We start from the raw sequence: 26,749 nt of genomic DNA on the forward strand, positions 1-26,749 counted from the left end.
TGTTGCCGACGACCGGTTGGCGATGGCGTTGCATTTGGCCCAGACCCTGGGACGACCGCTGCTGCTGGAGGGGCCGGCCGGTGTCGGCAAGACCGAAGTGGCCAAGGCGCTGGCGGCGTGGCGCGACGCCCGTTTGATCCGCTTGCAGTGTTACGAAGGGCTGGACGCCAGCCACGCGATCTATGAGTGGAACTACCAGCGGCAGCTGCTGGCCATCCGAGCCTCCGAGGCGCGTGGCGGAACCAGCGAGGCCCAGCTGTTTTCCGATGACTATCTGCTGAAGCGGCCGTTGTTGGAGGCGATCAGCGCCGATGATCCGCCCGTTTTGCTGATCGATGAGATTGACCGGGCCGATGAAGAATTTGAAGCCTATCTACTTGAAATCCTGTCGGACTTTCAGATCACGATCCCGGAACTGGGCACGATTTCTGCCAAAACGCGACCCGTCGTCATTCTAACTGCAAACGGCACGCGCGATCTTTCGGATGCGCTGCGGCGGCGGTGTCTGTACAGCTTTTTGAACTATCCGTCTGGCGAGACCGAAATGGCCATCCTGCGGGCACGGATGCCCGAAGTCGAAGGGCTGTTGGCGCGCCAGATCATCGGAGTGGTTCAGAACCTGCGCAAGGAAGATCTGGAAAAGACACCCGGCATTGCCGAGATGCTGGATTGGGCCGCGGCCCTGTCGGGTCTTGGCGTCAACGATCTGTCCCAATCACCCGAGGCCGTACAGGCCACACTGGTTTGTCTGCTGAAGACCGCTGCGGATTACGATGCCGTTCCACCCGAGGTGATGGATCGCCTGATCGGAAAGGTCGCGTGATGCAGGTGACACGGTTTCCAGCGCGGGCGAACGGATTGGCTGACCGGATGGCGGGATTCGTGGCGCATCTGCGCGGGAACGGTTTGCGGGTCGGACCGCGTGAGACCGGAGATGCGCTGGCCGCACTGGCCTCGGTCGAGGCCACCGATGTCGGGCAGGCGCGGGATGCCTTGTGTGCCCTGATGTCCGGGGATGCCGAGGATTGCCGGCGCTTTGACGATTTGTTCAATGCCTATTGGTTCAACGCGGGCAAGCAGCGGAGCGGTGTCGCACAGAACACCCATGTCAGGGTCCAGTCGGCCAATCCGATGATCTGGCAGACCGAAGATCGCGGAGACTCCGCTGACGCTTCCCCCGATGCGCAGGATGCCAGCACTCCGGGTTCCGGGGATGGACAGGCCGAAGGAATGGACGGGAAGCTGATCGCAACCCGGACCGACAACCTGTCGCGCCGGGATCTGCGCGAGTTGATGGACGAGCAATCCCTGCGCCGGGCCGAAGCCGCGGCCCTCGCCCTGGCGCGGGCGATCCGGGATCGACGTTCGCGCAGGCGCAAACAGGCGCGGCGGGGTCCGGCGCTGGACATGCGTCGCATCCAGCGGGCGAGCCTTGCGCGCGGGGGCGAGCCTTTGGAGCTGTTTCGCCGTGCCCGACCACCACGCCCGATGCGGATCGTCGCGCTGTGTGATGTCAGCGGGTCCATGACCGTCTATTCGCGTGTATTTCTGGCCTTTCTCAAGGGCCTTGTGGCCAGCGGAACGGATGCGGATGCCTATCTGTTTCACACGCGGTTGATGCGGGTCACCGATGCGTTGCGGGACCACGACACACTGCGCGCCGCTGGCCGGTTGTCGCTGATGGCCGAAGGTTTTGGCGGCGGCACGGACATCTCCGGCAGTCTCGAAGGATTTCTGGACGGATACGGCGCGCGAGCGCTGAATGGGCGCACCATCGTGCTGATCCTTTCGGATGGCTATTGCAGCTCTGACCCGCAGGCGCTGGGTGCGGCTTTGGCGAGGATCCGGCGCAAGGCGCGCCGGATCGTCTGGCTGAACCCTCTGAAAGGTTGGGAGAACTATCAGCCCGTCGCCGCCGCCATGCAGGCCGCCTTGCCCCATCTGGATGCGCACCTTCCGGCAAATACGCTCGACGCGCTGGCCGCGTTGGAGCCCGAGTTTCAAAAGTTGTGAGAGGAACCGACCATGCCTGGTTTCGACATTTTCGACACGATTGACCAGTTGCGCAGCAGCGGCGAAGCGTTCTGCGTCGCAACGGTGGTGCGGACGGCAGATGCGACCTCGGCCAAGGCGGGCGCCAAGGCGGCGATCACCCGGGACGGGAGGATCCTTGGCCATCTGGGTGGAGCCTGTGTCCAGCGGGCGGTGCGCGCCTCGGCACAGGAAGCGCTGGCCAGCGGTGCGTCGCGGATGATCCGCGTGAAACCCTCGGACAAGGTGGTGGCAATGACCGATCCGGATGGCGTTCAGACCTTCAAGAGTGGTTGCCCATCCGGCGGTACGGTCGATCTGCTGGTCGAACCCTATCAACACGCGCCCCGCCTGGTGATCTTTGGCGACACCCCGATTGCCCATGCGCTGGCGGACCATGCGGCATTGGCCGGGTTGCGCGTATTCGTTTCGTTTGAGACCAGCGACGCGGCTGCGCAATCATGTTTCGACCCAGACGACGTGGATGCGTTGGGGGTTGAGCCCCGCGATTTTGTCGTCGTCGCCTCGCAAGGCCGGAACGACAGGGCAGCGTTGGCCTCGGCGCTCGGTACGCCGGCAAGGCGGGTGTCGATGGTGGCCAGCCAGCGCAAGGCGAAGGTTCTGACGGACAGGTTGGTATTGCAGGGTATGGACACCGAGAAGGTTGCGCGCCTGAAGTCGCCTGCCGGCTTGGATATCGGGGCCATTGATCCGCACGAAATCGCCTTGTCGATCCTGGCCGAGATCGTGCGCTGGCGAAATGCGGACACTGCCGAGGAGACAACTCATGATGAAAAACTTGCGTAGCTGGGTGGCGCGGCTATGGCCGCCCCGACCCGCCCAAACCCCCGAGGATGCCGCGGAACAGGCGCTGCGCGTCTTTCCCAGATGTTGCTGAGCAGAGGAATACCCAATGGAACTGACTGACGAAATTCGCATTGCGGCCCCCCGGGACGCGGTTTATCGCGCGCTGAACGATCCCGAGGTTCTGCGTGAGTGCATCCCCGGCTGCGAAGAGCTGACCCAGACCGCCCCCAACGAGCTTGAGGCCAAGGTGGTGCTGAAAATCGGTCCGGTGAAAGCGCGGTTCGCTGGCGAGGTGACACTGGACCAGACCAACGCCCCCGACGGGTTTTCGCTGGTGGGCGAGGGCAAGGGCGGAGCCGCAGGCTTTGCCAAGGGTGGTGCGGACGTAACGCTGACCGAGGATGGTGACGAGACCGTTCTGACCTATACCGCCAAGGTTGATGTCGGGGGCAAGATCGCCCAGTTGGGCAGTCGTCTGATCGCCGGGACGGCCAAGAAGCTCTCGGGCAAGTTCTTCACCCGGTTCGGCGAGGTCGTTGCCGCGCAAACCGCTGCCTGAGGCAGGCGCCCGGCGCCGTTCCGGTTGACGAATTGCGTGAGGGGGGTATGCACCTGCATAGTGTTTGGTGCTGATGCAGCAGGAGACAGTGGTGCCCCCCACCTCGAAAATTGCCGAACTTGAGAATTGGCTGGCGATGAAGCCCGGTGACCTCAAGTCGATTCGTCAGCTGGTCACACGGCTGGAACATGCGCCCAAGGCTCCGGGTTCGGCTGGGCGTTTTTCTGCGGCACAAGCGGACATCGTTACCTCTCTGGGCGCCGATTGGCAGGCGGATCTTTTTGAGCCCGAGCACATGGTCAAACAGTACCGCGCATGGTTGGCTGCATTGCGAAGCCGCGGAGTTTCGCAAGCGGTGCCGATCGGGCAGGTCTTTTCCGGGCGCGTCCTCAAGGTACGCGGGCAGAACGCCTATTGCAGTGTTTTTCTGGACTTCTTCAAAGAGACCGGCGCCATCCCGGCGCTGTGCAATGACTGCTACAAAGTGCAGATTTTGCCGCATGACCTGCGTGCGATGTTCCAGACCTATGCCCTGCTGCTTAAGCTGGATCTACCCAATGACAACGCCCGCAAATGCATGATCGAGCTGCGCGACGGGATCAAATTTCCGTACAAGGGCTATATCTATTGCGACACCGTTGATGACGTGCGCGCCTGCCTGCAGGCGTTCCGCGATCTTCAGGCCAAGCAGGGGATTGAAGGAATCAGCAGCAAGATCTCGCACGGATGTTCGGAATACGGGCAGAAGTATCCGGCATTCAAATTTCCGGAAACCGATGACGCGCCCGAGTTCGTTCCCGATCCGCAATGGCCCGCTATCGAAAAGGCCTATTTCAGGTCGATCAAGCTTCCGGCACAGGCCCGGGACAGCAACACCCGTGAGCATGTGAGCCTGCGCGATGTCTTCGCCTTCTGCACATGGGTCAAATACGCCGAGCTGATCGGCGACCCGACCAGCAAGGCCTACGCGGCGCTGCGCGGACCGGACCTTCCCCAGCAATTCATCAAGCGGGTGCGGTCTCAGGCAAAGATCCGTCGCCGCGAGATGGAGGAATTGCAGAAGACGGAATGAGAGCCGACCACCCGTTCGAGGGTGGTTTGCGCGGTCGTCATATCTGTTCGGGGATATGGTGCCCAGGAGAGGACTCGAACCTCCACGTCCATACGGACACTAGCACCTGAAGCTAGCGCGTCTACCAATTCCGCCACCTGGGCAGGTGTCGTGGAGGGGCGTTTAAGCCTACTCGCCGAGGGCGTCAACAGGATTCGAACGGAATTTCGAAAGTTTTTTTTGAGCCACCTTCCCGCAGCGCGATCCCGCCGGTTCCGGCAGTGTTTTTTGCCTGATGCGCGGCGTTATTGCGCCTTGTTTGCCGGGCTTTGGAGCGGTAGATCGGAACAAGACCTACACAGCAGGAGCCCAACCATGTCCAAACTGGTCACGATTTACGGTGGATCGGGATTCGTCGGCCGCTACATCGCGCGACGCATGGCGAACGAAGGGTGGCGTGTACGGGTGGCGGTCCGCCGTCCGAACGAGGCGATCTTCGTCAAGACCTATGGCGTCGTGGGCCAGGTCGAGCCAATTCTGTGCAATATCCGCGATGATGCCTCGGTGGCCAGTGCGATGCATGGTGCCGATGCGGTCGTCAACTGTGTGGGCGTTCTGAACGAATTGGGCAAGAATGGATTTGGCGCCGTGCAAGCCGAAGGCGCGGGCCGCATCGCCCGTCTGGCGGCCGAGCAAGGCATTTCCCGCATGGTCCACATTTCGGCCATCGGTGCTGACGCGAATTCCGACAGCGAATACGCCCGCACCAAGGCCGCAGGTGAGGCTGCTGTGCTGACCCACATGCCCGATACCGTGATCCTGCGACCCTCGGTGATCTTCGGGACCGAAGATCAGTTCTTCAACCGTTTCGCCGGCATGACCCGTATCTCGCCCTTCCTTCCGATCTTTGGCGCCGACACCCGGTTCCAGCCGGTGTTTGTGGATGATGTGGCGCAGGCCGCGGTCAAAGGCGTGCTGGGTCAGGCCGCACCGGGCGTCTACGAATTGGGTGGGCCCGAGGCCAAGACCTTCCGCGAGCTGATGCAGCAGATGCTCGGGGTGATCCACCGCCGCCGCATCATCATCGGTCTGCCGTTCTGGGTTGGGCGGATCATGGCCGGGGTTCTGGACATGCTGAAATTCATCAGCTTCCAGCTGTTTCCGAACAACATTCTGACCCGCGACCAGTTGAAGAACCTGCGCCGTGACAATGTGGTGTCCGAAGGAGCGAAGGGTTTCGCCGATCTGGGGATCGAGCCTGCTTCGCTGGAATCGGTTCTGCCGGAATACCTGTGGAAATTCCGCCCGTCGGGTCAGTATGACGACATCCAGAACTCGGCCCGGAACCTGCGCATCTGATCAGCTGTAAGCGACAATCAGCAGGATCGTACCCAAGATCACGCGATAGATCACATATGGCGTGAAGCTGACGCTACGCAGCAGACGCATCATCAGGCTCAGCGCCAACAGGGCCGAAACAAAGGCGAACACGGCTGCAATAGCGCTGTCCTTGGCCAGCTGAGCGTTGGCCTGCCCGATCACGTCCAGCGACAGCAGCGCGCCCGAGGCGATGATTGTAGGGATCGACATCAGCATCGCGATGCGCGCGCCGTCCTCGCGGGTATACCCCAAGTGCCGCGCGCCAGTGATGCAGATCCCCGACCGCGAGGTGCCGGGAATCAGCGCCAGGACCTGCCACAGACCCAGAACAACCGCGTCCCGCAGCCCCCAATCGGCGGCCTCTTTGGTCTGGGGGCCCTTCTGGTCCATCCAATACAGCAGCAATCCAAAAACCAGCATCGCCCACCCGATCACCGCCACGGACCGCATCGCACTGCTGAGGCCGGTCAGGTGCAGGATGGCACCGACGATAACGGTCGGGATGGTGGCCACGATCAAGGCAAGGGCCAGTCGGGACTGTGGGGTGTCGATGCGCCCGCGCAAAGCACGTGGCAGGCCCGCTAGGGCCAGTTTCACGTCGCTCCAGAAATACAGAACCACCGCGCCCAATGTACCCACATGAACCGCGACGTCGATGGCCAGGCCCTGGTCTTCCATTCCGGTGAGGCTGGGCAGCAGGATCAGGTGGCCTGATGACGAAATCGGCAGAAACTCGGTGATCCCCTGGATGATCGCCACCAGAATCAGCTGAAAAAGACTCATCTGCCCGCCCGTGTTTGCGCCTGCGTTCTTTGCATTCAAGGCGTATAAGCGCGACCAGCAAAAAGAAAGCCAGGATTTAGGTCCGAAGTGGTCCTAAAAATGAACAGAAAGTCGCCGAAAGAGGTCGATCTTTCTGATTTTTTCCAATTTAGGTCAGTACAATTGACTTTTCATCCGAATTGGCTTCGCATAAAGAAATCCGACCAAGCCAATTCATGGAGTCTGACCGTGGCCAAGCAACCGATGCTGAAATTTGTGCAGATCGATCGTGACATGCCTGAAAAGCGCGCCGCAACCGATCGCAGAGCGGACTTTCATGAAATCTATGCCGAATACGCCGCCGAAAAAGCCGCCGAGCAGGCCAGCCGTTGCAGCCAATGCGGTGTGCCGTATTGTCAGTCGCACTGCCCGCTGCACAACAACATCCCGGACTGGCTGCGCCTGACCGCCACCGGACGGCTTGAAGAAGCCTATCAGACCAGCCAGGCCACCAATACCTTCCCCGAGATCTGCGGACGTATATGCCCGCAGGACCGACTGTGCGAAGGCAACTGCGTGATCGAGCAATCGGGCCATGGCACTGTCACCATCGGTGCGGTCGAGAAATACATCACCGACACCGCGTGGGAGGAAGGCTGGGTCAAACCTGTCGCTCCAACCGCCGAACGCCCCGAAAGCGTCGGCATCATCGGGGGCGGACCCGGTGGTCTGGCGGCGGCGGACATGCTGCGCCGGGCCGGGATCCAGGTCACGGTCTATGACCGCTATGACCGCGCGGGCGGCCTGCTGATGTACGGCATTCCGGGCTTCAAGCTGGAAAAGGACGTGGTTCAACGCCGCAACGACCTTCTGGCCGAGGGCGGCGTCACTTTTGAACTGAACTGTGACGTCGACGCTGCCAAGTTCGCCGAAATCCATGCAAAACATGACGCCGTGATCATTGCGACGGGTGTCTACAAGTCGCGGGATCTGTCCATGCCCGGCAGTGGCCTGCCCGGTATCGAAAAGGCGATCGATTTCCTGACTGCCTCGAACCGCAAAAGCTTTGGTGACGAGGTTCCCGAGTTTGACGATGGCCGCCTGAACGCCAAGGGCAAGAAGGTGGTCGTGATCGGTGGCGGTGATACGGCGATGGATTGCGTCCGAACCTCGATCCGCCAGGGCGCGACCTCGGTCAAATGCCTGTATCGCCGCGACCGGGCGAACATGCCTGGCTCGCAGCGCGAAACCCAGAACGCCGAAGAAGAGGGCGTGATCTTCGAATGGCTCAGCGCGCCCAAGGGGTTTGTTGGCGACGAGCGGGTCACCGGCGTGATGGTGCAGAAGATGCGCCTGGGCCAACCCGACGCCACCGGCCGCCAGGCCCCCGAAGTGATCGAAGGCGCGGATTACGTCGAAGAAGCCGATCTGGTCATCAAGGCGCTGGGCTTCGAGCCCGAGGACCTGCCCACCCTGTTCGGCCAGCCCGACCTGCCGGTGACCCGCTGGGGCACCATCAAGGCCGCGTTCGAAACCGGCGAGACCGAGATGGACGGCGTCTATGCCATCGGTGACATCGTGCGCGGCGCCTCGCTGGTGGTCTGGGCGATCCGCGACGGCCGCGACTGCGCGCAAGCCATCATCGACCGGTTCAACGGCAAGGCTGCGCTTGCCGCAGAATAACCTACAGCCCAGCGACAGGAGGGACAGGATGCCCGAATTGCAAGGCCAATGCATGTGCGGTGCGGTCACCGTGACCGCGACCCCCGCACGCGACGCGCTGGGCGCCTGCCATTGCGACATGTGCCGCCGCTGGACCAGCAGCGCGCTGGTCACCTTTCCGGCGCAGCCGGGCTATGCGGCGCTGGGGCCGGTCAAGACCTTCACCTCGTCCGATTGGGCCGAACGCGCCTTCTGCGAAGAGTGCGGCTCGGCCCTGTGGTACCGGATCACCCTGCCGGGCGAGATGCACGGCCAGACACAGATCGCGGCCGGCCTGTTCGACAACGCGGCCGGCAACACGCTCAAACTTGAACTCTACATCGACAAGAAGCCCGAGGGTTACGCGTTCGCAGGTGAACGCCGCCAGATGACCGAAGCCGAGGTCATGGCCATGTACGCCCCGTCGGAAGAAGGAGACAGCCAATGACGAAATATGATGCCGATTGGGTCCGGGCCGAGGAAGCCAAGCGCAAGTGGATGGCCGAAAATGGCCTGTATTCCGAGCAGGAAGAGCATTCCTCGTGCGGGGTCGGCCTGGTGGTTTCGGTTGACGGCAAGAAAAGCCGCAAGGTGGTCGAGGCCGGGATCAATGCGCTCAAGGCGATCTGGCACCGCGGCGCGGTGGATGCCGACGGCAAGACCGGCGACGGCGCGGGCATCCATGTGCAGATCCCGGCCCCCTTTTTCTATGACCAGATCCGCCGCACCGGGCACGAGCCCAAGATGGACGAGCTGATCGCCGTGGGGCAGGTGTTCCTGCCGCGCACCGATTTCGGCGCGCAGGAGCGCTGCCGGACCATCGTGGAAACCGAAGTTCTGCGGATGGGTTACTACATCTATGGCTGGCGCCATGTGCCGGTGGATGTCACCTGCCTGGGCGAAAAGGCCAACGCGACCCGGCCCGAGATCGAGCAGATCCTGATCTCGAATTCCAAGGGCGTTGACGAGGACACGTTCGAGCGCGAGCTGTACGTCATCCGCCGCCGGATCGAGAAAGCCGCTGCCGCCGCGGGGATTTCGGGTCTGTACCTGGCCTCGCTCAGCTGCCGGTCGATCATCTACAAGGGCATGATGCTGGCCGAGCAGGTCGCTGTGTTCTACCCCGACCTGATGGACGAGCGTTTCGAATCCGCCTTTGCGATCTATCACCAGCGCTATTCCACCAACACCTTCCCGCAATGGTGGCTGGCGCAGCCGTTCCGCATGCTGGCCCACAATGGCGAGATCAACACGCTGAAGGGCAACATCAACTGGATGAAAAGCCACGAGATCCGCATGGCCTCGGCGACCTTTGGCGACTATGCCGAAGACATCAAGCCGATCATTGCGGGCGGATCGTCGGATTCGGCGGCGCTGGATTCGGTGTTCGAGGTTCTGGTGCGCGCGGGCCGCTCGGCCCCGATGGCCAAGACGATGCTGGTGCCGGAAAGCTGGTCGAAACAGGCGGTGGAACTGCCGCAGTCCTGGCGCGACATGTATTCCTACTGCAACTCGGTGATGGAGCCGTGGGACGGCCCCGCCGCGCTGGCCATGACCGATGGCCGCTGGGTCTGCGCCGGGCTGGATCGCAACGGCCTGCGCCCGATGCGCTATGTCGTCACCGGCGACGGTCTGGTGATCGCCGGGTCCGAGGCGGGTATGGTCCCGATCAACGAGGCCAGCGTTAAGGAAAAAGGCGCGCTGGGTCCGGGCCAGATGCTGGCCGTCGACATGAAGAAGGGCAAGCTGTACCGCGACAAGCAGATCAAGGACAAGCTGGCCGCGGCCCTGCCGTTCGGCGAATGGGTCAGCAAGATCAACGATCTGGACGAAAAGCTGGCGAAGGTCGCCGAAAAGCCGCTGTTCACCGGTGAGGAACTGCGCAAGCGCCAGATCGCGGCGGGCTACACGGTCGAGGAACTGGAGCAGATCCTCGCACCGATGGCCGAGGATGGCAAAGAGGCGATCGCCTCGATGGGCGACGACACGCCCTCGGCGGTTCTGTCCAAACAGTACCGGCCGCTCAGCCATTTCTTCCGCCAGAACTTCAGCCAGGTGACCAACCCGCCGATCGACAGCCTGCGCGAATACCGCGTGATGTCGCTGAAGACGCGGTTCGGCAACCTCAAGAACGTGCTGGATGAAGACAGCAGCCAGACCGAGATCGTGGTGCTGGAAAGCCCCTTTGTCGGCAACGCCCAGTGGGAAGAACTGGTGGCGAATTTCGATGCGCCGCTGGCCGAGATCGACTGCACCTTCGAACCCGGCACCGGCGCGCTGAGCGCCGCGTTGGCCCGCATCCGCGCCGAGGCGGAGGAGGCCGTGCGTTCGGGCGCGGGTCACCTGGTGCTGACCGACCAGTATTCCGGCCCCGGCAAAGTGGCGATGCCGATGATCCTGGCCACCAGCGCGGTGCATTCGCACTTGATCCGTCAGGGCCTGCGGACCTTCTGCTCGCTCAACGTGCGCTCGGCGGAATGCATCGACCCGCATTATTTTGCGGTGCTGATCGGCTGTGGCGCGACCGTGGTGAACGCCTATCTGGCCGAGGATTCGTTGGCCGACCGGATCGAACGCGGGTTGCTGGAAGGCAGCCTGACTGAAAACGTCGCGCGCTATCGCGAGGCGATCGACCAGGGCCTGCTGAAGATCATGGCCAAGATGGGCATTTCGGTGATCTCGTCCTATCGCGGCGGTCTGAATTTCGAGGCCGTGGGCCTGAGCCGCGCCATGGTGGCCGAATACTTCCCCGGCATGACCAGCCGGATCTCGGGCATCGGCGTCACCGGCATTCAGTCCAAGGCCGAAGGAATCCACGCCAAAGGCTGGGAGAGTGGCCTGGATGTTCTGCCTATCGGTGGCTTCTACAAGGCCCGCAAATCGGGTGAGACCCATGCGTGGGAAGCGACCTCGATGCACATGATGCAGATGGCCTGCAACCGCGCCTCGTACGAGCTGTGGAAGCAGTACTCGGCCAAGATGCAGGCCAACCCGCCGATCCATCTGCGCGATCTGATGGATTTCAAACCGCTGGGCAAGCCGATCCCGATCGAGGAGGTCGAGTCGATCACCTCGATCCGCAAGCGGTTCGTCACGCCGGGCATGTCGCTGGGCGCGCTCAGCCCCGAGGCGCACAAGACGCTGAACGTGGCGATGAACCGGATCGGCGCGAAATCCGACTCGGGTGAAGGTGGGGAAGATCCCGCACACTTCGTGCCCGAGCCGAATGGCGACAACCCCTCAGCCAAGATCAAGCAGGTGGCCTCGGGCCGGTTCGGTGTGACCGCCGAATACCTCAACCAGTGCGAAGAGCTGGAAATCAAGGTGGCCCAAGGTGCCAAGCCCGGCGAGGGCGGCCAGCTGCCCGGCATGAAGGTCACCGATCTGATCGCGCGCCTGCGTCACTCGACCAAGGGCGTGACGCTGATCTCGCCGCCGCCGCACCACGACATCTACTCGATCGAGGATCTGGCGCAGCTGATCTATGACCTCAAGCAGATCAACCCGCGCGCCAAGGTGACGGTGAAACTGGTGGCGTCCTCGGGCGTGGGCACGATCGCCGCCGGGGTGGCCAAGGCAAAGGCCGACATCATCCTGATCTCGGGCCACAATGGCGGCACCGGGGCATCGCCCGCGACCAGCATCAAATATGCCGGCCTGCCGTGGGAAATGGGCCTGACCGAGGCGCATCAGGTTCTGGCGATGAACAACCTGCGCGACCGGGTGACCCTGCGCACCGATGGCGGGTTGCGCACCGGGCGCGATATCGTCATGGCCGCGATGATGGGGGCCGAGGAATACGGCATCGGCACCGCCGCCCTGATCGCGATGGGCTGCATCATGGTGCGCCAGTGCCAGTCGAACACCTGCCCGGTGGGCGTTTGTACGCAGGACGAGAGCCTGCGCGCCAAGTTCACCGGCAATGCCGACAAGGTGGTGAACCTGATCACCTTCTACGCACAAGAAGTGCGCGAGATCCTGGCCAGCCTCGGCGCACGGTCGGTCGACGAAATCATCGGCCGGGCCGATCTGCTGGCGCAGGTCAGCCGCGGTTCGGCGCATCTGGACGATCTGGACCTGAATCCGCTGCTGATCACCGTCGATGGCGCGCAAAACATCGTCTATGACCGTGACAAGCCGCGCAACGCGGTGCCCGATACGCTGGACTCTGAAATCGTGCGCGACGCGGCGCGGTTCCTGAAGGATGGCGAGAAGATGCAGCTGTCTTATGCTGTGCAGAACACGCACCGGACGGTCGGCACCCGCGTGTCCAGCCACATCGTGCAGAACTTTGGCATGCGCAACACGTTCCAGCCGGACCATCTGCATGTGAAACTGCAAGGCTCGGCCGGTCAGTCGTTGGGCGCCTTCGCTGCGCCGGGGCTCAAACTGGAAGTGTCGGGTGACGCCAACGACTATGTGGGCAAGGGCCTTTCGGGCGGCACCATCGTCGTGCGCCCTCCGCAGGTCAGCCCGTTGCAGGCCGACCGGAATACGATCATCGGCAACACGGTCCTGTACGGCGCGACCGACGGGTACCTGTTCGCGGCTGGCCGTGCTGGGGAACGCTTTGCCGTGCGCAACTCGGGTGCCACCGTGGTGGTCGAGGGCTGCGGCTCGAACGGATGTGAGTACATGACCGGCGGTGTTGCGGTGATTCTGGGTGACATCGGTGCGAACTTTGGCGCGGGGATGACGGGTGGCATGGCCTATCTGTACGACCCCGAAGGCAAGGCGCAGCTGCTGATGAACATGGAAACCCTGGTGACCTGCCCCGTAACGGTCGAGCATTGGGAGACCCAACTGAAGTCGCTGATCGAGCGTCACGCCGCGGAGACCGGCAGCCGCAAGGCCGCCGACATTTTGCAGCACTGGGATGTCGAGCTGTCGAACTTCCTGCAGGTCTGCCCGAAGGAAATGTTGAACAAACTCTGCTACCCGCTGAGCCACGAGGCAGCGGCGGTTCCGGCCGAGTAAGACCGCCTATGAAACCTGCCCTGCGTGTTTGAAAAGACACGCGGGGTTTTCGTTTTGTGCCCTCCCGATTCCGGATTTCTTGAAAAACCATTGCGTGTCGCTAGGCCTGTACACGGAAAGTTTGGAAATTTCGCCAATGCTTCCGCTTACCGCCAATTTCGCCAGGGAGTCGTCGCATGCCCACGACCTATCTTGACCAGTTCTTTGCCATGGATCCGGCCAGCCCGCCGGCAACGGGGACCCTTCTGACGGTTGAGAAGTACAATCTGGTCGACCAGAACGACGATGGTGATATCGACAGTTCCGACAATGACTCGGTCAACGGCATCGATGTCACCCGATCCTGGCCGGGCGATACGGTGACGATCAACGTGTCCGGTGTGGGGAACGTCACCTACACGGGAATCACCTTCTATCTGGCTGATGGCAGTCGGGTATTCACCCCGACGGACGGTCAGGTGCTGCAAGAGGGAACGCTTGTCTCGACGACTTTCGTCAATACCCAAGGCCCTCTGGTGGTTCCGGGCGAGCTTGGGCCGCCGTGTTTTACCGCCGGAACGATGATAAAGACACCCGATGGATTGCGCCGCGTCGAGGATCTGCAGCCCGGTGACCTGGTCACGACGGTCGACAATGGCGCGCAGGCTCTCATCTGGGTCGGCAGAACCACCGTCGCGGCCGAGGGCAACGCCGCACCGATCCGCTTTGCCGAAGGGGTTTTGGGACTGGACCGTGACACTCTGTTCTCGCCCCAGCACCGGATGCTGATCGACGATTGGCGCGCGGCTTATTTCTACGGCCACCCCGAGGTTTTGGTTCCCGCACATTCCCTGGTCAACGGCACGACGGTGACGCGGGTCGAAGGTGGAGAGATCGAGTATTTCCACCTGTTGTTCGACCAACACGAGATCGTCATCGCCAACGGCGCCAAAAGCGAAAGCTACTATCCCGGCCACGCCGTCACGCAGTCTGACCGGGAAACACAGGCCGAGCTGTTGCGACTGTTCCCGCAGTTGGCAGCGGTGGAAGATGGTGGTCCGAAAACCGCCCGTCCGGTGGTGCGCCCGCGCGAAGGGCGGCTGATCGCGTCATAATTCCGTTCCAAATACCGGTGCTGCGGCGTATAGCAGGAACATGGCGAAGAAAGCAGCGCGCAAATCCCGCGGTAAGTCCAAAAAGGCAACCCGGTCTCGGAAAACGGAAACGCTCATCGTTCGGATTCGGCGGTGGGTACTGCGTGTCATCGGTGCTCTGGCCGCGGCGTTCGTGGCGCTTGTTTTGCTCTACACCGTGGTCAACCCGCCGATCACCCATACGATCTGGTCCGAGTGGCGCCGCCTGGGCAAGGTGGACCGGGAATGGGTCGCGATCGAGGATATGTCTCCGGTCATGGCCCGGTCGGTCGTTGCGGCCGAGGATGCGAATTTCTGCCTGCATTGGGGCTTTGACGTGAACGCGATCCGCGATGCGCTTGAAGATGGTGGCAACCGCGGGGCGTCGACCATTTCTCAGCAGGTGGTCAAGAATGTCTTTCTGTGGCAGGGGCGCAGTTGGGTGCGTAAGGCGCTTGAGACCTCCATGACCCCGGTCGTCGAAATCTTCTGGAGCAAGAAGCGCATTCTCGAGGTGTATTTGAACGTGGCGGAGACCGGTGAGGGCCTGTTCGGGATCGAGGCGGCCGCCCGCAAGAATTTTGGAGTCAGTTCCGCCCAACTCAGCCCGGTGCAGGCGGCGCGGCTGGCGGCAATCCTTCCGTCACCGCGAAATCGTTCGGTCACGGACCCGTCGGTTTACACCCGCAGACGAGCCGCCGCGATCCGCGATGGAGCGGCCACCATCCGCGCAGATGGTCGCGCAGATTGCTTCGAGGATTGAAACTTCTGCCCGTCAGCGGCTATTGCTGAGCGGTACTCAATTGGTTCGAATGGATCCACATGGCGCGTTTGTTTCACGTTCCCCTGTCCCCCTTTTGTCGAAAAGTCCGCCTGTCACTGGCGGAAAAGAAGATCGAAGTCGAATTGGTCGAGGAAAAGTACTGGGAAAAATCCCCGGACTTCTTGCGCAGAAACCCTGCGGCCAAGGTCCCGGTTCTGCGGCTGGATGGCCGGGTGATGTCAGAAAGCGCAGCGATCTGCGAATACATCGAAGAGACGCGGCCGGAACCCGCATTGATGCCGAAAACTCCGGAAGCCCGGTTTGAGGTGCGCCGACTGGTCAGTTGGTTTGATGACAAATTCCACCACGAGGTGACATCCAAGCTGCTGTACGAGCGAGTGAACAAGAAAGTGACCGGTCAGGGCTATCCCGACAGCAAGAACGTCAAGGAAGGCGCGCGGGCGATCAAATTCCACCTGGATTACATGGCCTGGCTGCTGGATCAGCGGCGCTGGCTGGCCGGAGATCAGATGACATTGGCCGATTTCGCGGCTGCCGCGCATCTGTCGGCGCTGGACTATATTTCGGACGTGGACTGGAATCGCAGCCAGGTGGTCAAGGACTGGTACGCCAAGATCAAGTCGCGCCCGGCCTTCCGGTCGATCCTGGCGGATCAGGTGCCGGGCTTCCGCCCGCCCGCCCATTACGCCGACCTGGATTTCTGATAGGTTGGGGCAGGGGGCTGTCTGCCCCCTCTTGGCCCGTTGGGCCAATTCACCCCAGAGGATATTTTGGGCCAGATGAACAGCGCGACGGCATTGAAGGACAGGTTGGTGGCGCAGGCCCGGGCCGAGGGGTTCGTGTCGTGCCGGATCTGCCGACCCTGGGACGTGCCCGAGGTGCCTGCGCGGTTGGCCGCCTTTCTGGCGGCGGATTATCACGGGCAGATGGGTTGGATGGCCGAGCGGGCCCATTGGCGGGGCGATCCGGCGCAGCTGTGGCCCGAGGCGCGCTCGGTCATCATGCTGGCCGAGAGTTACACGCCGGATCATGATCCGACCGAGGTTCTGGGGCGACCCGATCGCGGGGCGATCTCGGTCTATGCGCAGAACAGGGATTACCACGATCTGGTCAAGAAGCGGCTGAAGCGGCTGGCCCGGTGGCTGATTGCCGAGGCCGGGGGCGAGGTGAAGGTGTTCGTCGATACCGCGCCGGTGCCCGAGAAAGCACTGGGCCATGCGGCCGGGTTGGGGTGGCAGGGCAAACATACCAATCTGGTCAGCCGGGATTGGGGCAATTGGGCCTTTTTAGGGTCTGTTTTCACTACTCTGAACCTGCCAGCGGATCCTCCGGAAGTGGATTATTGCGGGTCGTGCCGGGCCTGTCTGGATGCCTGCCCTACGGATGCCTTCCCGGCGCCCTATCAGCTGGATGCGCGGCGTTGCATTTCCTATCTGACCATCGAGCACAAGGGGCCGGTGGATCAGGAGTTGCGCGGCAAGCTGGGCAACCGCATCTATGGTTGTGATGATTGTCTGGCCGCCTGCCCGTGGAACAAGTTCGCGGTGGCGGCCAGCGACATCCGCTATGCCGCGCGCCAAGACCTGATGGCGCCGCCGCTGGCGGAACTGGCCGGGTTGGACGATGCGGCGTTCCGGGCCAGGTTCTCGGGCTCACCGATCAAGCGGATCGGGCGCGACCGGTTCGTGCGCAACGTTCTTTATGCCATCGGCAATTCCGGGTCGGCGGAGTTGATTCCGGTCGCACAGGCGCTGACCGAGGATCCCGATCCGACGGTGGCGGACGCGGCGCGCTGGGCGGTCGAACAACTGTCGTGAATGCCGCAAACAGGCTGGACGCGTCGGTTCAAACCGCTACACCCGTGACTGCGAACAGGATGGAGACCCCGATGGCGTTGGCTTTGGGCGTGGATACCGGTGGAACCTATACCGATGCGGTGCTGATCCGGGACGAGGAAGAGGTGATCGCCTCGGCCAAGTCCCTGACCACGCGCGAAGATCTGGCGATCGGCGTCGGGCGGGCGATCCGGGCGGTGCTGGACCAGGCGCAGGTCGCACCCGGCCAGGTCTCGATGGCGTCGCTGTCGACGACGCTGGCCACGAACGCGCTGGTCGAGGGGCAGGGCGGGCGCGTTGCGCTGATCTATGTCGGATTTCGGGACGGCGATCTGGACAGGCATGGGCTGCGCGATGCGCTGAAGGGTGACCCGGCGCTGGTGATCGCGGGCGGGCACAGCCATGCCGGGGCCGAGGCCGCGCCGTTGGATACAGGGGCGTTGACCGAATTTCTGGACCAGCAGTCCGGGATTTCCGGGTTCGCGGTCGCAGCCCAGTTTGCCACGCGCAACCCCGCGCACGAGCTTGAGGTTGCGCGGATCATCGCCGCAAAGACCGGCGCGCCGGTGACCTGCTCGCATCAGTTGTCGGCCAAGCTGAACGGGCCGAAACGTGCGGTGACGGCGGTGCTGAATGCACGTCTGATCGGAATGATCGACCGTCTGATCGGCCGGGCGCAGGATGTGTTGCTCGAGCTGGGCATCGACGCGCCGATGATGGTGGTGCGTGGGGATGGCGCCTTGATGAGCGCAGAGCAGGCGCGGGAGAGGCCAATCGAAACGATTCTCAGCGGTCCGGCGGCCTCGATCGTGGGGGCGCGCTGGCTGACCGGAGTACAGGATGCGCTGGTTTCGGATATCGGAGGGACGACGACTGATGTGGCGCTGATCCGCGATGGAAAACCGGCGATCGACCCGGCGGGCGCCCGGGTCGGCGGGTTCCGCACCATGGTCGAGGCGGTGGCGATGCGCACCCATGGTCTGGGCGGTGACAGCCAGGTGCATGTGGTGACCGAGGGCCTGCGCGGCGGCGTTTTCCTGGGTCCGCGCCGGGTGCTGCCGGTGTCGCTGATCGCGGCTGAGGCGGCCGAGGTGGTCCATGCCGCGCTGGACGAGCAGTTGCGCGCGACCACGGTGGGCGAGCACGACACCCGTTTCGCGCGCCGTGTGTCCGGCATCCACGCCGAGGGTCTGGGACCGCGCGAGGCGGGGCTGCTGGAGCGGCTGGGGGACAAGGTTCTGCCCCTGAGCGCCCTGTTGCGCACGCGGATGGAAAACGGTGCTCTGACCCGGCTGGTGGATCGCGGGATCGTTCAGGTTTCGGGGGTGACGCCGTCGGATGCCAGCCACGTTCTTGGGCGCCTGTCCGATTGGGATGCCGATGCCGCGCGCAAGGCGCTGGAGTTGATTGCGCGCCGACGTGTGGGGTCGGGCGACCGGCTGGCCGGCTCGGCCGATGAACTGGCCGGGATGATCGTGGATCAGTTGACCGAACAGACCGTTTTGACCTTGTTAGAGACCGCTTTTGCAGAAGAAGCCGAGGCGTTCGGCCTGCCGCCCGAGGATCTGGCGCGCCATGTTCTGACGCGGCGGGGCTTGCGCGGGCATCGCGGTTTGCTGGCGCTGGACACGAAGCTGAACGTGGATGTGGTCGGGCTGGGGGCCTCGGCGCCAAGCTATTACCCGGCGGTCGGTGAGCGGCTGCGCTGTACCATGGTGCTGCCCGACCATGCCGGGGTGGCCAACGCGATCGGGGCCGTCGTGGGGCGGCTGACCATGCGCCGGGCGGGCACGGTGACCGCCCCGTCCGAAGGCCGGTACCGCGTGCATCTGAACGACGGGCCGCAGGATTTCCCCGAACCCGAACCCGCGCTGGCCCTGCTGGAGGCCGAACTGCGGCGCGAGACCGAAAGCGCCGTGCGCGAGGCCGGGGCCGAGGATATCCGCGTGATCGTCAACCGCGACATCCGCACCGCCCGGATCGAAGGCAAGGATGTCTTCGTCGAGGCGATGCTGACCGTCGAAGCCAGCGGCCGCCCGCGGGTGGCCGTCGGCTGAATGTTATTCGGCAGCGCTGCTGCGTTTGGGCAGAACCCAGTCCGGGCGCGGGAAGTGGCAGGTATAGCCGTTGGGGATACGCTGAAGGTAGTCCTGATGCTCGGGCTCGGCCTCCCAGAAATCGCCGACGGGTTCGACCTCGGTCACGACCTTGCCGGGCCACAGCCCGCTGGCATCCACATCGGCGATCGTGTCCAGCGCGATCTGTTTCTGGGTCTCGTCGCAGTAATAGATGGCCGAGCGATAGCTCATTCCGATGTCATTGCCCTGACGGTTCACGGTGGTCGGGTCGTGGATCTGGAAGAAGAACTCGAGCAGATCGCGATAGGTGATCTGCGCGGGGTCGAACCAGATCTCGATCCCTTCGGCATGGGTGCCGTGGTTGCGATAGGTCGCGTTGGGCACGTCGCCGCCGGTATATCCGACGCGGGTGCGCAGAACGCCGGGCAGCTTGCGGATCAGGTCCTGCATGCCCCAGAAGCAGCCTCCGGCCAGAACGGCGCGTTGTTCGGTCATTTCGGGTCCTCCACTTGATCGAGGTATTCGCCATAGCCCTCGGCCTCCATGTCGTCACGATGGATGAACCGCAGCGCGGCGGAGTTGATGCAATAGCGTAGCCCACCCTGATCCAGCGGACCATCGGGAAACACATGGCCCAGGTGGCTGTCGCCGTGTTTCGAGCGGACCTCGGTCCGGATCATGCCCAGCGAGCGGTCCTCAAGCTCGGTAACGTGGTCATGCGCGATGGGCTTGGTGAAACTGGGCCAGCCGCAGCCCGATTCGTATTTGTGGGTCGAGGCGAACAGCGGCTCGCCTGATACGATATCCACGTAGATGCCGGGTTCGGTGTTGTGCAGGTATTTGCCGGTGCCGGGGCGTTCGGTCCCGTTGCGTTGGGTGACGTGGAACTCCTCGGGCGACAGGGCCGCGACAACCGATGGATCTTTGGTATATTTGGGCATTGGTCCTCCGGCGTTGTGGTCTTTGGTCAGATAATTGGGGCGCGCCGCGACAAAAGCAAAGCCCTGTTTCACCCGGCTCGCGCGATCGTGCGGGTGATCTGCCGCCGTGCTTCGCGCGTATCAGTATCAAAGAGGAGGTCACGCCATGTTCAGAATGTTGCTGTTGTCTGCCTTGCTGTTGATCGGTCGAACGGTGCAAGGCGCACCGGTGTCCGGAGAGTTCCCTTCAATCGATGGCGGCACGCTGTCGCTGTCGGACTGGCGCGGCCAGCCGGTTCTGGTGGTCAACACGGCCTCGCAATGCGGGTTTACCGGGCAGTATTCCGGGCTGCAAAAGCTGCAGGACACTTATGGACCCAAGGGTTTGGTGGTTCTGGCGGTCCCGTCGGATTCCTTCAACCAGGAACTGGAAACCGCCAGCGAGGTAAAGGAGTTCTGCGAGTTGAACTATGACCTGACCCTGCCCATGACCGACATCACCCCCGTGACCGGCCCTCAGGCCCACCCGTTCTACAAGGCGGTCGCGGCCGAATCCGGGTTTGTGCCCAACTGGAATTTCAACAAGATCCTGCTGAGCCCCGAAGGCGAGGTCGTGGCGACCTTCGGATCGACGACCCGGCCGGATTCCCGCAAGCTGCGCCGTCAGGTCGAGGCCCTGCTGCGCTGAACCGGCTGGCGTGACAACTGCACGGCCAGAATGCCCAGCGTGGTGACCGCAACGCCGACGGCATCCATTGCGCCCAACCGCTCACCCAGCAGAATCGCGGCGATCGTGACCCCGAACACCGGGTTGAGGAAATGGAAGGTCGCCGCGCGGATCGGCCCGATCCGGTTGAGCAGCAGGAACCAGATCAGAGTGGCCAGCAGGCCGGGGAACAGGGTCGTGTAGGTGAAGGCCAACGCCAGCGGCCAGGTTGGACGGACATAGATCGTCTCGAACAACGGGGCGGCGACGAACAGAACCGCCGACCCGACGAACATCTGCAAACCGACGACCATCATGAAATTCCCGCCCGAGGTCGCGCCGCGCACGGCCAGCGTGGCGAAGGTCAGCGCCAGCGCGCCCAACCCGCAGAGAGCAACTCCAAACAGGTCGATCCCGGCGCTGATCCGGCTGCTCATGATCAAGGCCACGCCGGCGAACCCGGCCAGCAGACCCAGAACACCCAGCGGGCGTAACCGTTCCCCGAACAGCAGCCAACCGGCCAGCGCCACCAAGAGCGGCATGGTCGAGGCGATGATCGCCGCGACCGAGGCCTCGACCGTTTGCATTGCATAGAAATTCAGACCCAAATACAGGGCATTCTGGCAGATTCCGAACAGGATGGTCGCGTACCATTGCGACCGCGTCAGGCGCCAGCTCTGGCCCATGGCCCGGGCGATTGCGACACCCAGGATGCCGGAAATCAGGAAGCGAACCGCCAGTGAAAACAGCGGCGAGGCATCCGCGACGATGATCCGCGCCGACGTGAAGGCCGACGACCAGATGAAGGCAAAGGCCAGCCCCATGGCGATGGCGCGCAGATCCATGACCGCTCCTGTTTGAACGTGCGGCGACTGTTTCCGATTTTCCCGCAGGCCACAAGCGCCCGAGCGTCAAAAAAGACACATGGTGCACGCAAGTTTTCCCTAGATGTCGGTTTTATTGATTGACTAGCCAATTAAAGATATCCGCTCGGTGATCTGACATCTAAAGGGAGGTTTGTCGGTGCTACTGGAATACATCCTGTCATTCGGGGTCCTGCTTGCTCTTGGGCTGGTAGCGTTCTTCGTCGTGAAATGGTGGAACCTGCGGTGCGTGGGCGTAACACCTGTTCATCTGTTCACTTTCATCGCGATCCTGTTCACATCCGGCCTGGATGTCGGGCTGATCATGTTCCCGCTGACCGAATTCGGCGGCTATGCCGAAGATCCAGCCTATGCCTTCGCAAACCCGCTGGCGATTGAGTTCGGGTTCTGGGGTTTTCTGATCTGGGCCTTCTATTTCCTGACGGCCTTCTATTTCTGCGTCATCGAACCCCGAGTGCAGTTCTTTGAAATCCCGGTGGTCAAGCTGATCAACAATGTGGTGATCATCGGGACCTGCGCTTTCACCGCCAGCCTGTTCCTGATCTACCTGCCCGGATACCTGCCCGAAGTTGGTGATGGCGAGTCCGTAGTGACCACGTTTTACATCATCGTGTTTGTCGTCATTCTGGCCGCGGCCTATTCCTCGACTGACCTGAAATACGTGCGGATTCTTTCTGTCGGCTCGACGTTTCTGTTCCTGGCACTGATCCTTGGCATGTGGGCCGCGGCCGGTATGGGCCTTGCGGGTTTCGTGGAAACCAGCAGCAATATCGGGGCGTATTTCGCCAATATCCACAAGTTCGTACTGCCTCTGACCGACTATCACGCCTTCTACCTGTTCTGGTGGTTTGCCTGGTCGATCATGATCGGTCAGTTCACCTCGCGCTTTGTCGGAGGGCTGACCACTTGGCAATTGCTGGCGGCGCTGCTGATCTTTCCGTCGATCCCCTTGGCGATCTGGTTCAGCGTGCTTTACTACTATCACCTGAACGGCATCAGCACGGCAGGCATCACCAACATCGCGATGGTGATCGTCGGCGTGACCTTCGTGATCAACTCACTGGACTCGCTCATCAGGCTCTATACCGACAACCTGAACATGACGGTCGAACGCTTCGGCAAGACGGCCTATGTTGCCGGAAACGTGGTGCTTCTGTTTGTGCTGACGCTTCTGTTCCAGAGCCAGTGGCTGCAGATTCAGTGGATCGGCGCCGTTGTGGTTGGCCTCTACCTCGCCTGCGTGATCTATATCCTGATCGCCAAGCGCAAAGAGGTGATGAGCATCGACTCGATGCCCGAAGATCGGGATCTGGATTTCCACAAGGTCGAGACTGTTCACTGACCTCGGCACACGACAACACCGGGTCTGGTCGAACGGGCCCGGTAAACAAATACCAAAGAAAAAGGGCCGCGATTTCGCGGCCCTTGATCGTTTTCCCTAAGGCGCGGATCAGCTGTTGACGCTGTCCTTCAGGGCCTTGGCGATGGTCATCTTCACAACCTTGTCGGCTTCTTTGGTGAAGGTCTCACCAGTGGCCGGGTTGCGAACCTGACGCTCGGGGCGCTCGCGGCAGTAGATCTTGCCGACGCCCGGCAGGGTCACGGCGCCACCGGCCGAAACTTCGCGGGTGATCAGGCCAGTGATCGCCTCCAGCGCCGCGTTCGCGGATTTCTTGTCGGTTCCCATTTCCTCAGCGAGAGCAGCAACCAGCTGAGTCTTCGTCATAGGCTTTGCCATTTCTTGGTCTCCTTAACGTGCCCGATCTATTGGGCCTCACCGCGTAACTGTAACGGGATATTGTGGGCGAACACAACGAATAGTAGCACCGAAACCCCAAAAAATATGGGGATTTCGTTGCTTTTTTGCGTCAGAGGAAGGCCGTTTCGTCGAACGAGCGCAATTTCCGGCTGTGCAAACGTTCCAGCGGCATGCCTCGCAGGTGTTCCATCGCGCGGATTCCGATCGCCAGATGGCGGCTGACCTGGGTTGTATAGAACTCGGACGCCATGCCGGGCAACTTCAATTCTCCATGCAGGGGCTTGTCGGACACGCACAGCAAAGTGCCGTAGGGCACGCGGAAGCGATAGCCGTTTGCGGCGATCGTGGCGCTTTCCATATCCAACGCGATGGCGCGCGACTGGCTGAGGCGCTGCACCGGGCCGGATTGGTCGCGCAGTTCCCAGTTGCGGTTGTCGACCGAGGCCACCGTGCCGGTGCGCATAATCCGCTTCAGCTCATAGCCTTCCAGCTCGGTCACTTCGGCCACGGCGCGTTCCAGCGCAACCTGAACTTCGGCCAGCGGCGGGATCGGCACCCAGACGGGCAGATCGTCGTCCAGCACCTTGTCTTCGCGCAGATAGGCATGGGCCAGCACGAAGTCCCCCAGAGCCTGCGTGTTGCGCAGCCCCGCGCAGTGGCCGACCATCAGCCAGGCATGTGGGCGCAGCACCGCGATGTGATCGGTGGCGGTTTTGGCGTTGGATGGCCCGACGCCGATATTGACCAGCGTGATCCCCGACCCGTCGGCGCGTTTCAGGTGATAGGTCGGCATCTGCGGCAGTTTCAGCGGCTGTTGCAGCGGCGCGTCGGGGTCGGTGATTTCGACATTCCCGGTCGAGACGAAACTGGTATAGCCGCTGTCGGGGTCGGCCAGTTGCGCGCGCGCATAGTTCTCGAATTCCGAGACGTAGAACTGGTAGTTGGTGAACAGAACGTGGTTCTGGAAATGGTCCGGGTCGGTGGCGGTATAGTGGGCCAGCCGGGCCAGAGAATAGTCGATGCGCTGGGCGGTGAACAAGGCCAGTGGGCCGACGCCATCCTGCGGTTCGTGCACACCGTTGACAATGTCGTCATTGGTGGTGGTCAGATCGGGCACGTCGAACACGTCGCGCAGGGTGAACCCTGCAGCACCCTGATGAGGGACCACCAGATCGGGGTTGCCGGCCACGGCGAAATGCACCGGCATCGGCGTGGTCGAGGGGCCGATGGTCACCGGCTGGTTATGGTTCTTGATCAGCAGCGCGATCTGCTGCGTGAGGTAGGACCGGAACAGATCCGGCCGGGTCACGGTAGTAGCATGTACCCCGGGCTCGGACACGTGACCAAAGCTCAGGCGGCTGTCCACATGCGCGTAAGACGCCGTACGGATACGAATTTCCGGGTAATAGGCTCTGTAACGGACCTTGGGCGTGCCGCTTTCCATGGCCTCGGCAAAGCTGTCGCACAGAAAGGCGGTGGCCTCGTTGTACAGCTCTTCCAGCCGGGCAACGGCCGCGGCGGCATCGGTGAAAATCTCGGGGTCCCGTGGGTCGGGCGTTGTTATTTTTGTCATGCGAGGGGTTCCAGAAGGTCAATTTTTTCGAATGTGCGGACATCCACCAGTCCCAGATCGGATATCCGCAGTTCGGGGATGACGACAAGGGCCAGCAGCGAGTGCTGCATGTAGGCGTTGTTCAACTGACAGCCGCAGGCCTGCATCGCCTCGACCATCTTCTGCGCCTTGGCCGCGACGTCGGAGGCCGGGCTGTCGGACATCAGGCCGGCGATGGGCAGTTCGACCAGCGCCAGTTCTTCGCCATCACGGAAGATGGTGATGCCGCCGCCTACTTCGGCCAGGCGATTGGCGGCCAGCGCCATCTGATCGCGGTCGGTGCCGACCACGATCATGTGGTGGCTGTCATGCGCCACGGTCGAGGCCATGGCCATCCGGCCCTGATAGCCAAAGCCAGACACGAAGGCGTTGGTCACGCCTCCCGTGGCCCGGTGCCGCTCGACCAGCGCGATCTGGCAGACATCGCCTTCGCCCTCGACCAGCCCGCCGATGATCGGCAGCTCGGCCTTCAGCGCCTGGGTGGGGGCTTGGTTCTCGACCACGCCGATCACATTGGCACGCACGCGGTTTGCGCCTTCGGGCGCGGTGATCTCGAAATCGGCAGCGGTCAGGGCATGGCCCAGATGCACCGTGTTGCGTGCCCGGTCAGGCCAGTCGAAATGCGGGCAATCCACCGTGATCGCGCCGTTCTCGGCCACCACCTGCCCGCGCGCGATGACCATCTCGATCGGCAAGTCGGTCAGGTCCGAGCTGAGGATCACGTCCGCCCGGCGGCCCGGCGTGATCGAGCCGATCTCGCGTTCCAGCCCGAAATGGGTGGCGGTGTTGATCGTGGCCATCTGCAACGCGATCAACGGGTCGCAGCCACAGGCGATGGCATGGCGCACGACGCGGTTCATGTGGCCCTCGTTCACCAACGTGCCCGAGTGGCAGTCATCGGTGCACAGGATGAAGTTGCGCGGGTCCAGCCCCTTTTCGGTGACGGCGGTGATTTGGCTTTCCACGTCATACCAGGCCGAGCCCAGCCGCATCATCGACCGCATCCCCTGCCGCACGCGGGCAATGGCGTCGGCTTCGCAGGTGCCTTCGTGGTCATCCGCCGGGCCGCCGGCGACATAGGCTGCAAAATCAGGCCCTAAATAAGGGGATGCATAGTGTCCGCCCACCGTCTTTCCCGCGCGCTGGGTGGCGGCGATTTCGGCCAGCATCTTGGGATCGGAGTTGATCACACCGGGAAAGTTCATCATCTCGCCCAGCCCGATGATGCCGGGCCAGGTCATCGCCTCGGCCACGTCTTCGGCGGTGATCTCGTAGCCCGTGGTTTCCAGCCCGGGCGCCGAGGGCGCGCAGGACGGCATCTGGGTGAAGATGTTGACCGGCTGCATCAGCGCCTCGTCATGCATCATCCGCACGCCGTCCAACCCCAGGACATTGGCGATTTCATGCGGGTCGGTGAACATCGACGTGGTGCCATGCGGGATCACCGCGCGGGCGAACTCGGCCGGGGTCAGCATGCCGGATTCGATGTGCATATGCGCGTCGCACAGGCCGGGGATCATGTAGCGGCCCTTGGCCTCGATGATCTGTGTGTCGGGCCCGATGCAGTGGCTGGCGTCGGGGCCGACATAGGCCACGCGTCCGGCGGCGATGGCGATGGAGTGATCGGGCAGCGCCTCGCGGCTGTGCACGTTGATCCAGATCCCGCCGCGAATGACCATGTCGGCGGCTTCGCGGCCAGCGGCAACGGCGATCAGGCGGGGGGCGACGTCGGGCCAAGAGGGGAAGGGTGCGTATTCCATGGCACAACTTTCCCGAATGCATCGGAAGGTG

The 26,749-nt window shown here is 62.7% G+C and carries 23 protein-coding genes and 1 tRNA gene; 16 read left to right on the top strand and 8 right to left on the bottom strand.

The features are described 5' to 3' along the window. The first annotated feature begins 22 nt into the window (after positions 1–22). The 5 genes from ACR0NB_RS18645 to ACR0NB_RS18665 all read left to right on the top strand — a co-directional run bounded on the left by ACR0NB_RS18645 (position 23) and on the right by ACR0NB_RS18665 (position 4,469). Complete coding sequence (locus tag ACR0NB_RS18645; protein WP_480776486.1) at positions 23–823, top strand: AAA family ATPase; 801 nt, start codon at positions 23–25, stop codon at positions 821–823. After that, entirely contained in the window at positions 823–2,013 is a 1,191-nt protein-coding gene (locus ACR0NB_RS18650) for a vWA domain-containing protein (protein ID WP_480634041.1), read from the top strand. Before ACR0NB_RS18645 ends, ACR0NB_RS18650 begins: the two co-directional genes overlap by 1 nt. A 12-nt stretch (positions 2,014–2,025) precedes the next feature. Next, on the top strand, positions 2,026–2,838 hold the full coding sequence (locus ACR0NB_RS18655; protein WP_480633867.1) for an XdhC family protein: 813 nt from the start codon (positions 2,026–2,028) through the stop codon (positions 2,836–2,838). Between the two features lie 106 nt (positions 2,839–2,944). Continuing rightward, a complete protein-coding gene (locus ACR0NB_RS18660) occupies positions 2,945–3,397 on the top strand; it encodes an SRPBCC family protein (protein WP_093963846.1) in 453 nt (150 codons plus the stop codon). A 91-nt stretch (positions 3,398–3,488) separates the two neighbouring features. Then, positions 3,489–4,469 carry a hypothetical protein gene (locus tag ACR0NB_RS18665; protein WP_480776469.1) on the top strand — a complete coding sequence of 327 codons (981 nt, stop codon included), beginning with the start codon at positions 3,489–3,491 and terminating at the stop codon, positions 4,467–4,469. Positions 4,470–4,525: 56 nt separating this feature from the next. On the opposite strand, the gene ACR0NB_RS18670 is transcribed toward ACR0NB_RS18665, so the two are convergent. After that, positions 4,526–4,612, bottom strand: a tRNA-Leu gene (locus ACR0NB_RS18670). 211 nt (positions 4,613–4,823) lie between these two features. On the opposite strand from ACR0NB_RS18670, the gene ACR0NB_RS18675 reads away from it, so the two are divergent. Further along, positions 4,824–5,807 (top strand): complex I NDUFA9 subunit family protein, encoded by a 984-nt coding sequence (locus ACR0NB_RS18675; RefSeq protein ID WP_480776470.1) that lies wholly within the window; start codon positions 4,824–4,826, stop codon positions 5,805–5,807. Here ACR0NB_RS18675 and ACR0NB_RS18680 read toward each other — a convergent pair whose 3' ends face one another. Next, on the bottom strand, positions 5,808–6,611 hold the full coding sequence (locus ACR0NB_RS18680; protein WP_480697837.1) for an undecaprenyl-diphosphate phosphatase: 804 nt from the start codon (positions 6,609–6,611) through the stop codon (positions 5,808–5,810). Between the two features lie 228 nt (positions 6,612–6,839). Here ACR0NB_RS18680 and ACR0NB_RS18685 point away from each other — a divergent pair, with 228 nt between their 5' ends. From ACR0NB_RS18685 to ACR0NB_RS18720, 8 genes are all read left to right on the top strand, one after another. Next, positions 6,840–8,273, top strand: coding sequence for an NAD(P)-dependent oxidoreductase (locus ACR0NB_RS18685; RefSeq protein ID WP_170363909.1), 1,434 nt, complete (start codon positions 6,840–6,842; stop codon positions 8,271–8,273). A 28-nt stretch (positions 8,274–8,301) separates the two neighbouring features. Beyond that, the gene (locus tag ACR0NB_RS18690; protein WP_005979708.1) at positions 8,302–8,739 is read left to right on the top strand and encodes a GFA family protein; all 438 of its coding nucleotides are present in this window, start codon (positions 8,302–8,304) and stop codon (positions 8,737–8,739) included. Further along, complete coding sequence (gene gltB, locus ACR0NB_RS18695) at positions 8,736–13,268, top strand: glutamate synthase large subunit (RefSeq protein WP_480776471.1); 4,533 nt, start codon at positions 8,736–8,738, stop codon at positions 13,266–13,268. The genes ACR0NB_RS18690 and gltB overlap by 4 nt, the downstream gene beginning before the upstream one ends. A 176-nt stretch (positions 13,269–13,444) precedes the next feature. Continuing rightward, positions 13,445–14,362 (top strand): Hint domain-containing protein, encoded by a 918-nt coding sequence (locus ACR0NB_RS18700; protein ID WP_480776472.1) that lies wholly within the window; start codon positions 13,445–13,447, stop codon positions 14,360–14,362. A 40-nt stretch (positions 14,363–14,402) separates the two neighbouring features. Further along, entirely contained in the window at positions 14,403–15,143 is a 741-nt protein-coding gene (mtgA, locus tag ACR0NB_RS18705) for a monofunctional biosynthetic peptidoglycan transglycosylase (RefSeq protein WP_170433449.1), read from the top strand. Between the two features lie 59 nt (positions 15,144–15,202). After that, positions 15,203–15,868 (top strand): FtsZ-binding protein FzlA, encoded by a 666-nt coding sequence (gene fzlA / locus ACR0NB_RS18710; RefSeq protein ID WP_170340588.1) that lies wholly within the window; start codon positions 15,203–15,205, stop codon positions 15,866–15,868. Positions 15,869–15,943: 75 nt separating this feature from the next. Beyond that, positions 15,944–16,981 (top strand): tRNA epoxyqueuosine(34) reductase QueG, encoded by a 1,038-nt coding sequence (queG, locus tag ACR0NB_RS18715; RefSeq protein WP_480776473.1) that lies wholly within the window; start codon positions 15,944–15,946, stop codon positions 16,979–16,981. Positions 16,982–17,052: 71 nt separating this feature from the next. After that, positions 17,053–19,056 carry a hydantoinase/oxoprolinase N-terminal domain-containing protein gene (locus ACR0NB_RS18720; RefSeq protein ID WP_480776474.1) on the top strand — a complete coding sequence of 668 codons (2,004 nt, stop codon included), beginning with the start codon at positions 17,053–17,055 and terminating at the stop codon, positions 19,054–19,056. A gap of 3 nt (positions 19,057–19,059) precedes the next feature. Here ACR0NB_RS18720 and msrA read toward each other — a convergent pair whose 3' ends face one another. Both msrA and msrB read right to left on the bottom strand, forming a co-directional pair. Beyond that, positions 19,060–19,572 carry a peptide-methionine (S)-S-oxide reductase MsrA gene (gene msrA / locus ACR0NB_RS18725; protein WP_170391424.1) on the bottom strand — a complete coding sequence of 171 codons (513 nt, stop codon included), beginning with the start codon at positions 19,570–19,572 and terminating at the stop codon, positions 19,060–19,062. Beyond that, positions 19,569–20,018 (bottom strand): peptide-methionine (R)-S-oxide reductase MsrB, encoded by a 450-nt coding sequence (gene msrB / locus ACR0NB_RS18730; RefSeq protein WP_480776475.1) that lies wholly within the window; start codon positions 20,016–20,018, stop codon positions 19,569–19,571. Before msrB ends, msrA begins: the two co-directional genes overlap by 4 nt. Before the next feature lie 145 nt (positions 20,019–20,163). Here msrB and ACR0NB_RS18735 point away from each other — a divergent pair, with 145 nt between their 5' ends. Next, entirely contained in the window at positions 20,164–20,685 is a 522-nt protein-coding gene (locus tag ACR0NB_RS18735; RefSeq protein ID WP_480776476.1) for a glutathione peroxidase, read from the top strand. On the opposite strand, the gene ACR0NB_RS18740 is transcribed toward ACR0NB_RS18735, so the two are convergent. Further along, entirely contained in the window at positions 20,661–21,548 is an 888-nt protein-coding gene (locus tag ACR0NB_RS18740) for a DMT family transporter (RefSeq protein ID WP_480776477.1), read from the bottom strand. The genes ACR0NB_RS18735 and ACR0NB_RS18740 overlap by 25 nt on opposite strands. 184 nt (positions 21,549–21,732) lie before the next feature. On the opposite strand from ACR0NB_RS18740, the gene ACR0NB_RS18745 reads away from it, so the two are divergent. After that, positions 21,733–22,929, top strand: a complete 1,197-nt coding sequence (locus ACR0NB_RS18745; RefSeq protein WP_480776487.1) for a BCCT family transporter — start codon at positions 21,733–21,735, stop codon at positions 22,927–22,929. A gap of 108 nt (positions 22,930–23,037) precedes the next feature. Here ACR0NB_RS18745 and ACR0NB_RS18750 read toward each other — a convergent pair whose 3' ends face one another. The 3 genes from ACR0NB_RS18750 to ade all read right to left on the bottom strand — a co-directional run bounded on the left by ACR0NB_RS18750 (position 23,038) and on the right by ade (position 26,718). After that, positions 23,038–23,325, bottom strand: coding sequence for an HU family DNA-binding protein (locus tag ACR0NB_RS18750; protein WP_170340577.1), 288 nt, complete (start codon positions 23,323–23,325; stop codon positions 23,038–23,040). A 130-nt stretch (positions 23,326–23,455) separates the two neighbouring features. Further along, the gene (locus ACR0NB_RS18755) at positions 23,456–24,919 is read right to left on the bottom strand and encodes an AMP nucleosidase (RefSeq protein WP_480776478.1); all 1,464 of its coding nucleotides are present in this window, start codon (positions 24,917–24,919) and stop codon (positions 23,456–23,458) included. Continuing rightward, the gene (gene ade, locus ACR0NB_RS18760) at positions 24,916–26,718 is read right to left on the bottom strand and encodes an adenine deaminase (RefSeq protein ID WP_480776479.1); all 1,803 of its coding nucleotides are present in this window, start codon (positions 26,716–26,718) and stop codon (positions 24,916–24,918) included. The genes ACR0NB_RS18755 and ade overlap by 4 nt, the downstream gene beginning before the upstream one ends. Between the last annotated feature and the right edge of the window lie 31 nt (positions 26,719–26,749).

The sequence above is a fragment of the Ruegeria sp. CG3 genome (assembly GCF_056537205.1).

Excerpts from the sequence above, each read along its gene's own strand:
- ACR0NB_RS18690 (WP_005979708.1), top strand. The coding sequence starts at position 8,302 with ATGCCCGAATTGCAAGGCCAATGCATGTGCGGTGCGGTCACCGTGACC.
- ACR0NB_RS18645 (WP_480776486.1), top strand. The coding sequence starts at position 23 with ATGGCGTTGCATTTGGCCCAGACCCTGGGACGACCGCTGCTGCTGGAG.
- gltB (WP_480776471.1), top strand. The coding sequence starts at position 8,736 with ATGACGAAATATGATGCCGATTGGGTCCGGGCCGAGGAAGCCAAGCGC.
- ACR0NB_RS18735 (WP_480776476.1), top strand. The coding sequence starts at position 20,164 with ATGTTCAGAATGTTGCTGTTGTCTGCCTTGCTGTTGATCGGTCGAACG.
- ACR0NB_RS18650 (WP_480634041.1), top strand. The coding sequence starts at position 823 with ATGCAGGTGACACGGTTTCCAGCGCGGGCGAACGGATTGGCTGACCGG.
- msrA (WP_170391424.1), bottom strand. The coding sequence starts at position 19,572 with ATGACCGAACAACGCGCCGTTCTGGCCGGAGGCTGCTTCTGGGGCATG.
- ACR0NB_RS18720 (WP_480776474.1), top strand. The coding sequence starts at position 17,053 with ATGGCGTTGGCTTTGGGCGTGGATACCGGTGGAACCTATACCGATGCG.
- queG (WP_480776473.1), top strand. The coding sequence starts at position 15,944 with ATGAACAGCGCGACGGCATTGAAGGACAGGTTGGTGGCGCAGGCCCGG.
- ACR0NB_RS18660 (WP_093963846.1), top strand. The coding sequence starts at position 2,945 with ATGGAACTGACTGACGAAATTCGCATTGCGGCCCCCCGGGACGCGGTT.
- ACR0NB_RS18750 (WP_170340577.1), bottom strand. The coding sequence starts at position 23,325 with ATGGCAAAGCCTATGACGAAGACTCAGCTGGTTGCTGCTCTCGCTGAG.
- mtgA (WP_170433449.1), top strand. The coding sequence starts at position 14,403 with ATGGCGAAGAAAGCAGCGCGCAAATCCCGCGGTAAGTCCAAAAAGGCA.
- ACR0NB_RS18700 (WP_480776472.1), top strand. The coding sequence starts at position 13,445 with ATGCCCACGACCTATCTTGACCAGTTCTTTGCCATGGATCCGGCCAGC.
- ACR0NB_RS18680 (WP_480697837.1), bottom strand. The coding sequence starts at position 6,611 with ATGAGTCTTTTTCAGCTGATTCTGGTGGCGATCATCCAGGGGATCACC.
- ade (WP_480776479.1), bottom strand. The coding sequence starts at position 26,718 with ATGGAATACGCACCCTTCCCCTCTTGGCCCGACGTCGCCCCCCGCCTG.
- msrB (WP_480776475.1), bottom strand. The coding sequence starts at position 20,018 with ATGCCCAAATATACCAAAGATCCATCGGTTGTCGCGGCCCTGTCGCCC.
- fzlA (WP_170340588.1), top strand. The coding sequence starts at position 15,203 with ATGGCGCGTTTGTTTCACGTTCCCCTGTCCCCCTTTTGTCGAAAAGTC.
- ACR0NB_RS18755 (WP_480776478.1), bottom strand. The coding sequence starts at position 24,919 with ATGACAAAAATAACAACGCCCGACCCACGGGACCCCGAGATTTTCACC.
- ACR0NB_RS18655 (WP_480633867.1), top strand. The coding sequence starts at position 2,026 with ATGCCTGGTTTCGACATTTTCGACACGATTGACCAGTTGCGCAGCAGC.
- ACR0NB_RS18675 (WP_480776470.1), top strand. The coding sequence starts at position 4,824 with ATGTCCAAACTGGTCACGATTTACGGTGGATCGGGATTCGTCGGCCGC.
- ACR0NB_RS18740 (WP_480776477.1), bottom strand. The coding sequence starts at position 21,548 with ATGGATCTGCGCGCCATCGCCATGGGGCTGGCCTTTGCCTTCATCTGG.